Origin of the sequence: Streptomyces sp. RP5T (genome assembly GCF_003933965.1) — a bacterium.
GTDB lineage: Bacteria > Actinomycetota > Actinomycetes > Streptomycetales > Streptomycetaceae > Streptomyces.
This window is the reverse complement of sequence record NZ_RSAJ01000280.1, coordinates 1-10622: the sequence shown is the minus strand read 5'-3', so window position 1 is coordinate 10622 and position 10622 is coordinate 1. Positions and strand designations below refer to the sequence as shown.

The 10622-nt window shown below is 70.9% G+C and carries 8 protein-coding genes; 3 read left to right on the top strand and 5 right to left on the bottom strand.

The window, feature by feature from the left end; all coding sequences use genetic code 11:
• Positions 1-52 precede the first annotated feature (52 nt).
• On the top strand, positions 53-451 hold the full coding sequence (locus EHS43_RS25965; RefSeq protein WP_125193179.1) for an ATP-binding protein: 399 nt from the start codon (positions 53-55) through the stop codon (positions 449-451).
• A 1-nt stretch (position 452) separates the two neighbouring features.
• On the opposite strand, the gene EHS43_RS25960 is transcribed toward EHS43_RS25965, so the two are convergent.
• Entirely contained in the window at positions 453-1673 is a 1221-nt protein-coding gene (locus EHS43_RS25960) for a PP2C family protein-serine/threonine phosphatase (protein ID WP_260470715.1), read from the bottom strand.
• Between the two features lie 250 nt (positions 1674-1923).
• On the opposite strand from EHS43_RS25960, the gene EHS43_RS25955 reads away from it, so the two are divergent.
• Positions 1924-2736 carry an SAM-dependent methyltransferase gene (locus tag EHS43_RS25955; protein WP_125193178.1) on the top strand — a complete coding sequence of 271 codons (813 nt, stop codon included), beginning with the start codon at positions 1924-1926 and terminating at the stop codon, positions 2734-2736.
• Between the two features lie 54 nt (positions 2737-2790).
• Here EHS43_RS25955 and EHS43_RS25950 read toward each other — a convergent pair whose 3' ends face one another.
• Complete coding sequence (locus EHS43_RS25950) at positions 2791-7992, bottom strand: family 43 glycosylhydrolase (protein ID WP_125193177.1); 5202 nt, start codon at positions 7990-7992, stop codon at positions 2791-2793.
• Between the two features lie 254 nt (positions 7993-8246).
• Here EHS43_RS25950 and EHS43_RS46640 point away from each other — a divergent pair, with 254 nt between their 5' ends.
• Positions 8247-8423: a hypothetical protein gene (locus EHS43_RS46640; RefSeq protein ID WP_086723861.1), complete on the top strand. Its 177-nt coding sequence runs from the start codon at positions 8247-8249 to the stop codon at positions 8421-8423.
• Between the two features lie 120 nt (positions 8424-8543).
• On the opposite strand, the gene EHS43_RS25945 is transcribed toward EHS43_RS46640, so the two are convergent.
• The 3 genes from EHS43_RS25945 to EHS43_RS25935 form a co-directional block, all read right to left on the bottom strand.
• Positions 8544-9431: a PfkB family carbohydrate kinase gene (locus EHS43_RS25945; RefSeq protein WP_125193176.1), complete on the bottom strand. Its 888-nt coding sequence runs from the start codon at positions 9429-9431 to the stop codon at positions 8544-8546.
• A gap of 46 nt (positions 9432-9477) precedes the next feature.
• Entirely contained in the window at positions 9478-9936 is a 459-nt protein-coding gene (locus tag EHS43_RS25940; protein WP_125193175.1) for an iron chaperone, read from the bottom strand.
• A 63-nt stretch (positions 9937-9999) separates the two neighbouring features.
• Positions 10000-10455, bottom strand: a complete 456-nt coding sequence (locus EHS43_RS25935; protein WP_125193174.1) for a carboxymuconolactone decarboxylase family protein — start codon at positions 10453-10455, stop codon at positions 10000-10002.
• Positions 10456-10622 lie beyond the last annotated feature (167 nt).

Here is a 10622-nt window from a genome sequence, read left to right as displayed (position 1 = left end):
GGCCAACACCGTGTCCCCCCACACGACCTCGTCCCGCCAGCTGTTAGACGCCGTGGACCAGGAACGAACCCACTGGATCGAACTTCCCGCCCACCGCTCCAGCGTCGGGGTCGCCCGGCGCTCGGTCGGCACCCGGCTCAAGACCTGGAGCCTGCCGGGCGAGCTGTGCTCGGACGCGGTGCTGCTCCTGTCCGAACTGGCCACCAACGCGGTGTGCCACACCCTCAGCGCGCGCATCCTGTGCGGCATCGGCCTGGTCACCGACGGGATCCTGCGGCTTGAGGTGCACGACCACGACCACTCGGGCCCCAGGCTGCGCCGGTGCCGGGCCGCCCTCGACGACGAGGGCGGACGCGGACTGTTCCTGGTGGAGGAACTGGCGGACACCTGGGGGGTGGACCGCTCCAGACTCACCGGCGGCAACGCCGTGTGGGCGAATCTGACGGCCTGAACTAGTCCTTCGAGGGCGTGAGTTCGGCCAGCAGCAGGGTCCGGTCGTCGGCGCCGGCCGGATCGGAGGGGGCGTGCAGGAGCCGTCGGCACAGGGAGGGCAGCGGGTCGTGGTCGACGGCCGCCGTGTCGAGCGCCCCGGCGAGACGGGCGATCTCCTGGTCTATGTCCGCGTCCCGGGACTCCACCAGACCGTCGCTGTAGAGCACGAGCAGCGACGGGTCCTCGATGCGCAGCACGGTCGGCTCGTAGGTGCCCGCGGCGAGGCCGAGCGGCAGGCCCGCGCCGACCAGGTCGACCGGGGCGGTGCGGCCGTCCGGGCCGCGCAGCAGCGGGGGCGGGTGCCCGGCGCCCACCAGGGTGCAGGTGCGCTGCCGCGGGTCCCACTCGGCGTAGATGCAGGTCGCGAAGGAGGCGCCCGGGGTGTCGCTGGCGAGCGCGTCGAGCCGTCGAATGAGATCGGCGGGCGGGATGTCGAGGCCGGCCAGCGTGCGTACGGCGGTGCGCAGCTGGATCATCGCCACGGCGGCCTCCGGGCCGTGGCCCATGGCGTCCCCGACGATCAGGCTGACCCGGTCGCCGGGCCGTCTCAGCACGTCGAACCAGTCGCCGCCGATGATCGAGCCCTGTCCGGCGGGCAGCGAGCCGTGGGCGATGCGGCAGCCCTCGACCTCCTGGATCGTGCCGGGCAGCAGACTGCGCCGGATCGCCAGGGCGGTGCGGCGCTCGTGTTCGTAGCGCCGCGCGTTGTCCAGGGCGACGGCGGCCCGCGCGGCCAGCGACTCCACGGCGGCGACCTCGGCGGTCAGGAACGGCCCGCGGTCCGGCCCGCGGGAGCAGGCGACGAACCCGATCGCCCCGCCCCGCAGCCGCAGCGGCACCACGAGGAAGGAGCGCGTCTTGAGGAGTTCACCGATGCGCGCGTCCTCACCCGCGGAGGCGGCCAGCCGCTCGGCCGTGTGGTCGTCGACCGCGTCGAGCAGTTGCGCGTGCCCGTCGACCAGCGCGCGGGCGTACGGGGTCTCGCGGGGGAAGACGAGCACCTCGCCGACCGGCAGGGTGCGTTCCCAGGACTCCGGCGCGTCCGTGCCCACCCGCAGGGCGAGTCGGCGCGCCTCTATCTGGGCCGGGTCGGCACCCGCGTACGTGGTCTCCTCGCGCCGCCAGCGCTCCAGCAGATACAGGGACGCCGCGTCGCAGAAGCCGGGCGTCAGCGCGTGCACGACATGGCTGCCGGTCAGCCCCAGGTCGAGCTCCGAGCCGATGACGTCGGCCGCGGGAGAGAAGGCCGAACGGCGCGGCGGGGGCTTGGCGGTGGGGGTGTCGTCGGAGCGGCTGTGCGGTTCGTTCCGCAGGGTCGTAGTGCCTTTCCGGGTGGGGGTCCGGGGCGCCCGGCGGCACCATTGATCGCCGGACGTCGCATGGCAACTATATGATGGAGCGTCAAGTGCCCTGGTGGGAAAGGACGTTCTGGTGACCGATTCGGATGCTCTGCCGCCAGGGACGGATCCGGACAAGGCGAGCGTAGCCCGGATGTACGACGCGTTGCTGGGCGGAGAGCACAACTTCGCCATCGACCGGGAGGCGGTCGCGGCCGTCACCGCCATAGACCCCCAGGTACGGGCGCTGGCCCGGGCCAACCGCGCCTTCCTCGGCCGGGCCGTGCGGTTCCTGGCCGACTCCGGTGTGCGCCAGTTCATCGACCTGGGCTCCGGCATCCCGACGCAGGGCAACGTCCACGAGGTGGCCCAGGCGGCGAACCCGCAGGCCCGGGTGGTCTACGTCGACAAGGACCCGGTGGCCGTCGCCCACAGCACCACCCTGCTCGCGGACAACCCGCGCGCCGACATCGTCGACGCCGACATCCGGCGGCCGGACGACGTCCTGTCCTCGCCGCAGCTGCGCAAGCTCATCGACTTCGACGAGCCGGTCGCCGTGCTGATGGTCGCGATCCTGCACTTCGTCGCGCCCGAGGAGAACCCGGCCGGCATCGTCGCCGCCTTCCGGGACGCGCTGCCCGAGGGCAGCTGGCTGGCCCTGTCCCACGCCACCAACCAGGATCGCCCCGACACCGCCGCCGCGGTGACCCAGCTGTACCGGTCCCGGGCCACCTCACCGGTCACGGTCCGCTCCCACGACGAGATCCTGCGCCTCTTCGACGGGTTCGACCTGGCCGAACCCGGCATGGTCCACCTCCCGTTGTGGCGCCCGGACGAGGGCGAGGACATCCCCGAGAACCCGTCGGAGTACTGGGTGTACGCGGGAGTCGGCCGCAAGAGCGGGTGACGGGAAAGCCCCGCCGACAAGGTCGTTGTCGACGGGGCCCGGTGGGGGAAGCGACTACCGTCGGCCGCTGCCGATCGCGATGATCCCCGTGACCTTCGAACCGGTGGCGTTGTCGTAGACGACCTCGCCGCCGGACTTCCTCCAGATCCTGAGCCGGACGGTGTCCGGGTCGTCGGTGGCGGTGACGCGGAAGGCGTATCCGCTCTTGCCGCCGACCGTGCCGGACCCCTGGTAGGCGGCCTGCGAGCCGGTGACCACGAGCCAGTCGGAGCCGGTGGAACGGAACTTCAGCCGGGCCGGGCCGAAGTCGAAGGAGACCTGGCCGACGGGCGCGGTCGCCCCGGGGAGGTAGGCCGCGGCGAAGGAGAAGGCGGCCCTGCCCGTCAGCCCCGGCTCGGCGGGGTAGGCGCCGGCCGGTGAGGTGAGCGCTCCGGCGCCGAGCGCGGGGCCGGCGGCACGGTCGTAGACGATCAGCTCGGGAAGCGTCCGGCGGTCCGAGGCGCCGTCGTCGTCGGTGACGGTGACCACCGGGCGACGGATCCCGGCCTTGGCGTAGGTGTACTCGGCCCGGCAGCCGGAGCCGGTGACCGTGCCGGACCGTGGCGCGCTCCCGTCCTTCCAGTCGACCACGCAGGTGTGGTTGTCGCCGCTGCCCGCGTCGGTGAACTCCGCCGTGACGACCGCGCGCCTGCCGGCCGGGACCGGGGACCGCGGGCCCGAGGTGGAGACGACGACGGGCGCCGCGTTGGCCACCGTCACCGTCGCTGTGTCCCTGCTGCGGCCGCCGGTGAGGGTGGCCGTGTAGGTGCCGTTGTCGGTGCACGTGATCGTCGTCGCGGCCGAGCCCGGGTCGGCGAAGGTACAGGGCGCTCCCGCTTCGACGGTCCACTTCGGGCCGCCCGCACCCGAGTGCGTGCCGCGCAGCGCGAGCGCGTCGCCCTCCGTGCCGCTGACGTCCGCACCGGCGTGCACGATGCTCACCGGGTCGACGCCCGTCAGGGTGGGCACGACCTTCTTGATCAGGCCGTCCGAGTCGAACTCCAGCCTGTCGACGGTGGTTTCGCGGTGCGTGCCGTCACCGCCGGGAATCGCGAACCGGTGGTAGGCGATGTACCAGTCGTCGGTGCCCGGCACCTGGACCACCGAGTGGTGGCCGGGGCCCTTGACGCCGAGGGAGAGGTCCTTCTCCAGGATCACGCCCCGCTTGGTCCAGGGGCCGTTGGGGGAGGGGCCGGTGGCGTAGGCCACGCGGTAGTTCTCGTCCCGGGTGTCGTTCTCCGACCACATGAAGTAGTAGGTGCCGGCCCGCTTGACGACGAACGAGCCCTCGTTGTAGCCGCTGGGCGTGATCTCCTTCATCTTCGTGAGGTCGAGGGACGTCATGTCGGCGTTCAGCGGCGCCACGTAGGCGTGCCCGTTGCCCCAGTAGAGGTACGACTGCCCGTCGTCGTCCGTGAAGACGGCCGGGTCGATCATCTGGCCGCCGAACTGGCCCGCCTTCAGCAGCGGTCGGCCCAGAGCGTCCTTGAACGGCCCGGTCGGCGAGTCGGACACCGCGACACCGATGTTGGCGTCGGCGCAGAAGTAGAAGTAGTACTTCCCGTCCTTCTCGGCGATCGTCGGCGCCCAGGCCCTGCTGTCCGCCCACGAGATGTCGGGACCGAGGTCGAGGATGACGCCGTGGTCCTTCCAGTGGACCAGGTCGGTGGAGGAGTACGCCTTGAACTGCGTGCCGCTCCAGCCCTCGAAGCCGTCGGTCGTCGGGTAGAGGTAGAAGGTGTCGCCGAAGCGCACGATGTTCGGGTCGGCGTTGAGTCCCGGCAGCACCGGGGTCCTCATGATCAGCGCCGAGACCGTCCAGGTGCGCTTCTTGCCGTCGGACCCGGTCACCTCGTAGGTCACCGGCTTCGTGAAGTCCTGCACGCTGCCCGAGGCGGGGCTGATCGCCGCTCCGTGGGCGAGGGTGAACTCCGGTGCCAGCGCGGTGAGATCGGTGCCCTCCTTCATCGGGAGCGTGACCCTGCTGTCGGCGTTGTCGACGACGGCGTCCACCTTGAGCGCCGGGTGCGTGGCCCTGGCGATGCCCGCGGTGTTGCCGCTGAGCTCCATGACCTCCGCGGCCGTCAGGGCCCCGTCGTAGACGCGGAAGTCGTCCACCTCACCGGCGAAGTACGGGTCGGCGGAGTACAGGGACCTGCCGATGTAGCCGCTGTAGTCCTTGTTCGCGTCGTACAGCTCGGACGGCTTGACGGTGGTCGTCGTACGCGCCGCTTCGACTCCGTCGACGTAGAGAACCAGGGTGCCGCTGGAGCCGTCCAGGGTGACGGTGACGTGCCGCCACTCGCCCGGAGTGAGCTGCGAACCGGCCGTCAGCTTCGACTCGGCCGACCAACTCGCCTTCGTGATGGCCGAGTAGAGGCTGTTGCCGCCGTTGGAAGGGGTGGCGAACAGGTACTTGTTGCTGTCCGGCCCGAGTCCGAACAGCCACTGGAAGCTGCTGCCGCCCTTCCACTTGGCGTACGTCGACACCGTCACGCTGTCGGCGCCCTTGAGTACACCGTTCGGGATTTTGACGTACGGCGACCCCATCGCGTCCCCCGACATCTTGAAGGAGCCGCCCCGCACGCCCGTGCCGAAGGCGGGCGTACCGGCGTAGGTGCCGTGGTGGCCGTGGCCGCTGGAGTCGACCGCGATGTTGCCGCCCGACTCGTCGAAGCCGTAGTGCAGGAGCAGGTCGGCCGGCACGTCGGGGCCCTCCTGCGACACGGTGACCTCGGCCCGGACCGGGATCGCCGCGCCGTCGGGGAGGCTGCCGGTGACCGTGAAGGTGCCCGCCTGGGCGTACCGCGACGCCGGGACGTCCTCCCAGGTGACCGCGACCGGGCGCCTGACGCCGTCGGCGTAGGTGGCGATGACGGTGGCCGGCAGGACCGGGGCCTCGCCGATCCGCGTCTTCACGGAGATGTTCTCGACGCTCTCGACGAGCTGGTCCGGCTGGTAGGCGCGCAGGAGGCGGTCGTACTCGGCCTGGGTGACCGGCAGCACGGTGCCGTGGCGCGGCCTGGCCGGCAGGTCGTAGTCGGCGACCGGGGTCCAGTTGCCGGAGTCGAGGTCGGTCGTCTCGAAGGGGATGTATCCGCGGCCGCCGAACTCGTCGAGGAAGGCGTACCACTTGTCCTCGGTGTTCGACTTGAAGACCAGCGGTCCCTCGGCCGCGCTCATCGCGCCCTTGCCGATGCCCTCCGCGACGGCGGTCCAGTTCAGGTCGAGGATCGAGTCGCTCTTCTCCTCGAAGATGAACTTGCTGTTGGGCGTCGAGGAGGTGTTGTTCCGCTCGTCCTTGGACAGGCGGTAGTAGGTGCCGTCGTGCTGGATCATCGTGGAGTCGATGACCGAGTAGCCGCGGTCGATCCAGACCTTGGGCTCGCTGAACGTGTAGAAGTCGCGGGTGGTCGCGTACATCATGCGGTTGTACGTGTCGCCGGAGTGCGCCTCGTTGTCGTACAGCTTCGACGCCCAGAACACGACGTACTCGCCGAGCTTCGTGTCGTAGTACGCCTCGGGCGCCCAGGTATTGCCCGCGCTGTCCGGGGAGACCTTGACCAGCCGCTGGTTGGTCCAGTGGACCAGGTCGGTGGACTCCCAGACCATGACGGACTTGCTGCCGGTGCGCTGGGAGGCGTCCCAGTCGCCGTTGCCGTAGATCCTGAGGTCGGTGGCGATCTGGTAGAACTTGTCGCCCTCGGGGGAGCGGATGATGAACGGGTCGCGCAGGCCCTTCTCGCCCAGCGTGGAGGTCAGGACCGGCTTGCCGTCGTTCAACTCCCGCCACTTCATGGGGTCGTCGCCCTTGCTGAGCGCGGCGTAGAGCTGCTCTCCGTCCGAGGTGCCCTCGCCGGTGAAGTAGCTGAACATGTAGCCCTTGAGGGCCTGCCGCGCGGGGAGTTCGGGGACCTTCGCGGTGAGGACGCGGGTGGCCCTGGCGGCGCCCTTGGTGACGGTGGCGGTCAGTTCGACGCTGGTGGCGCCGTCGCCGTGCGCGGGGCGGTGGACCACGCCGTCGTCACCGATGACGTCCTGGTCGGCGGAGGACCAGGTGACGGCGGTGCCGTAGTCGGCTGTGGCGGGGAGGGTGAGGTTGCCGCGCACGTCGTCGAGGTTGTGGACACCGAGCGCCTCGGCGGCCTGCCGGGTGGCCGTCTCGTCGTCGAGGTCGGGCAGGACCGTGACGTCGAAGCTCCTGGTGTCGGTCACGGACCCCTTCCTGAGGGTCGCCGTGAGCGTGGCGTGGCCGGCCGGTGCGCCGGCGGCCGGCCGGGTCACCTTGCCGGAGCCGCTCACCACGTCCGGGTTGTCGCTGGCCCAGGTGAGGGTGGACCCGCCGGCCGTGCCGGTGCGCGGCAGGTCCAGGTCGGCCGTGACCTTGCTGGTGTCGCCGAGGCCGAGCGCGGCCTTGTCCGCGGCGACGCCCTCGGTGGCGACGGGGAGCGAGAGCTGCTCGACCTCGGAGGCCGCCAGAGCCCGGTCGTAGACGCGGAAGTCGCGGATGCGGCCCTTGAAGAGCTTGTCGCCGGAGTACACCGATTTGCCGATGTAGTTGGCGGTGGTGGTGCCGGAGCCGATGGCACCGGGTGTGAGGGTGACCGCCGTGTTGCGGCCCACCTCGACACCGTCCTCGTACAGGACGCCGGTGGTGCCGGTCTGGGTGTAGGTCAGCTGCTTCCACACCGCACGGGTGAGGTTGTGCCCGTCGGCCGGCTTCGTGGTCTGCTCGGTCGACCAGTTGCCGCTCGCGATCGAGGTGCGCAGGGAGTTGCCGGTGGCGAACAGGTACCCGTTGCCGTTGCCGCCGCTGGAGTTGCCGAAGCCGTAGAGGAAGTACGGCGTGCTCTGGGCGGAGTCGATCAGCACGTCCGTGGAGACGGTGATGGAGTCCATGCCCTTCATGACGTCGTCCGGCACCTTGATGGAGGTGTCGGAGCCGTTGAAGGCGAGGCCGTGTGCGGGGTCGGACCAGTCGGCGGTCCCGTTCACCGTGCCGTCGCGGCCGTTGCCGGAGGCGTCGGTGACGGTGGTGCCGGAAGCGGCGTCCAGCTTGTACCAGAGGGCGAGCCCGTCGGTGACGTCCGCGGTGGCCGCCGCCCGGGCGGGGGTCATGGGCGCGGCGAGGCCCAGGAGCAGTGACGCGGCGGTCAGACCGGCGAGGCGGCCCGCCCGGCGTCTCGCGCGCATGCGCGGACGTGCGGTGTACGGCATGTGGGGTTCCCTGCTGAGGCGTGGAGGGGGTGGAGGGGCCTCGGCCGTGGGCACCCTGCCGTTTCGGCTGTGTGACGTCGTGTTGCGAGAGTGTCAATCGCGCCGTGCGGCAGCGTCAAGAGGTTCCGAACAATGTGCGACTGGCCGAACGCCCTGGGTGTCGGTTCCCAACGGTCGGCATGGTCGGCCGAGTTGGGGGCATTCGGTGGTCACAGAGCGTCAACGACCTCAGTCATACGAAGGGATGGACACCCATGCTGGCCATCATCTCGGCGGTGCTGTTCTTCATCTCCTTTCTGATCAACGCCGCCGACATATCGACCAATGACACCTTCACCTCGACGAACATCATGCTGCTCGGCCTCATGGTGCTCGCACTGCATCTGGCCGGCATCGGCAGCGGCTGGAACGTGCGTGGCCGCAGGTCCTGAACCTCGTCAGGGACGGGGCAGCCCCACGCAGGGGCTGCCCCGTTCGGGCGTACGGGCGCGGGCCTCGCGCTTGGTGGCCGTCGGAGGGCGCGTCGGACGCCCGTTGCGTGTCACGGCCTGTCACGGCTCCCGGAGCCAGGCGCGGGTGCCGAAGGTGGCACAGGCCCGCGAGGCCACTCCCGCCGCGAAGCGCAGGGCCTCCTCGAAGCCGTACGAGGTCAAGTCCCCCTGTGGGGCGAGGCGATGGGTGAGGGCCCCGTGCAGGACGTCACCCGCGCCCAGCGTGTCCGCGACCCGTACGGCAGGCACGTCCACGGTGCCACCGCCCTCGGGTCCCGCCCACTCGATGGGCCGCCCTCCGCGACTCACCGCGCACCACCGCACCCCGTGTGCCCGGAGGAACCGCAGGACGTCCGCCGGGGTGTGCGTGCCGGGCGGGCGGAAGTCGGCCGAGCAGACGGCCACGTCGATCGACGGCAGCAGCCGCTCCGTGCCCGGCTTCCAGCTGCCCCCGTCGAGCACCGTGCGCCGGCCGGCGGCCCGCGCGAGGCGGGCGGTCTCCGTCGCCGGCTCCATGTGATGGCCGTCGAACTCGACGATGTCGCAGTCGGCCACCAGTACGTCGAGATCGCGGGGCGGTGCGAGCCGGAACCCGCTCGCATTGGTCGACGCGACGGCGCGGTCCCCGGTCGACGCGGTGACCAGGATCGAGGACACCGCGGGCGGCTGCGTCGAACCGTTCGCCAAGTCCCTCGCAGCCACGCCCAGTTCGCGTAGTTCGGCCGCGGCCGCGACCCCCAGCGGATGGGAGCCGATGCCGGTCAGCAGCCTTGCCGCGCCGCCCAGATGGCCGAAGGTCACGGCCGCGTTCGCCGCAGGACCTCCCGCCGCCACCACCTGCTCACGGGCCGTCAGTTTCTGGTCGGCGCCGGGCACATGGTCCACGAGCTGAATGACGTCGAGCGTGCACAGGCCGACGAACAGCCCCCTGGGACGACGGCTGTTCATCGGCTCCACGCTCCGGCACCTCTTCCTGTCCGCGGGCTTCCGGGCCTCAGCCCGCCGCCCTCTTCACGAGTTCCCCGATCCGCGCCTCGTCCTCGGTGGTCAGCTTCGTGAGCGCGAAGGCGGTCGGCCACATGGTGCCCTCGTCGAGCTCAGCCTTGTCGTTGAACCCGAAGGTCGCGTACCGGGCGTTGAACTTCTGCGCGCTCTGGAAGAAGCAGACGACCTTGCCGTCCTTGGCGTACGCGGGCATCCCGTACCAGAGCTTCGGCGCCAGGTCCGGGGCGCTCGCCTTGACGACGGCGTGGATCCGTTCGGCCATGACCCGGTCCGAGTCCTGCATCTCGGCGATCTTCGCGACCACGGCGGCCTCGTCCTCCGCCGCCTTGTCGGCACGCGAGCCGCGGCGCGCCGACGCCTTGACCTCCTGCGCGCGCTCCTTCATGGCGGCGCGCTCCTCGTCGGTGAACGTCTCGGTCTTCTTGGTCGTCCTGCGGGTGCTGGTCATGTCGTCTCCTCCTGGTTCACTGACGGTCGGATACATCTTGGCGCCCAGCGGGCGCCGCACGGCTCATCCCCACGCGCCGGCGATCTGCCGGGTCGTGGCGTTGAGCCGGTTGAACAGGTTCGTGACACCGATCATCAGGACGATCGCGGCGAGCTGCTTCTCGTCGAAGTAGGTGGCCGCGGTGTCCCAGACGTCGTCGCTCACCGCGTCGGGACGGTCGGCGAGGCGCGTGGCCGACTCGGCCAGCGCGAGCGCCGCCCGCTCCTCCTCGGTGAAGTAGGGGGCCTCCCGCCACGCGGCGACCGTGGCCAGCCGCTCGTCGTCCACTCCCGCCTTGCGGGCGGTCCTGGCGCCGCCGTCGACACACGCGCTGCATCCGTTGATCTGACTGACCCGCAGATGCACCAGCTCCAGCGTCTGCCCGTCCACCCCACCGGAGTGCACGGCCTTGAGGAGCTGCTGGACGGGCTGCATCGCGTCGGACAGGACGACGGCGGGGTTCTGCATACGGGGCTGCATCGGAGTCTCTTCTCTGTCGGGCGGTGCCCCGTCGCGGCGGGGCGTGTTCCCATCTCAGCCGCAAGGGCTTGTCAGGACGACGCCCGTGGGACACCGTGGGACAGCCGAAACGGCCGTGAACAGGCACGATCCGCTCCGGACCAGTTCGGACGGGGCGGGACAGGGGG

What these genes read in the sequence shown, in the direction of transcription:
- EHS43_RS25940 (WP_125193175.1), bottom strand. Translation starts at nt 9,936, where the DNA reads ATGACCAGCACCCGCAGGACGACCAAGAAGACCGAGACGTTCACCGAC.
- EHS43_RS46640 (WP_086723861.1), top strand. Translation starts at nt 8,247, where the DNA reads ATGCTGGCCATCATCTCGGCGGTGCTGTTCTTCATCTCCTTTCTGATC.
- EHS43_RS25950 (WP_125193177.1), bottom strand. Translation starts at nt 7,992, where the DNA reads ATGCCGTACACCGCACGTCCGCGCATGCGCGCGAGACGCCGGGCGGGC.
- EHS43_RS25945 (WP_125193176.1), bottom strand. Translation starts at nt 9,431, where the DNA reads ATGAACAGCCGTCGTCCCAGGGGGCTGTTCGTCGGCCTGTGCACGCTC.
- EHS43_RS25935 (WP_125193174.1), bottom strand. Translation starts at nt 10,455, where the DNA reads ATGCAGCCCCGTATGCAGAACCCCGCCGTCGTCCTGTCCGACGCGATG.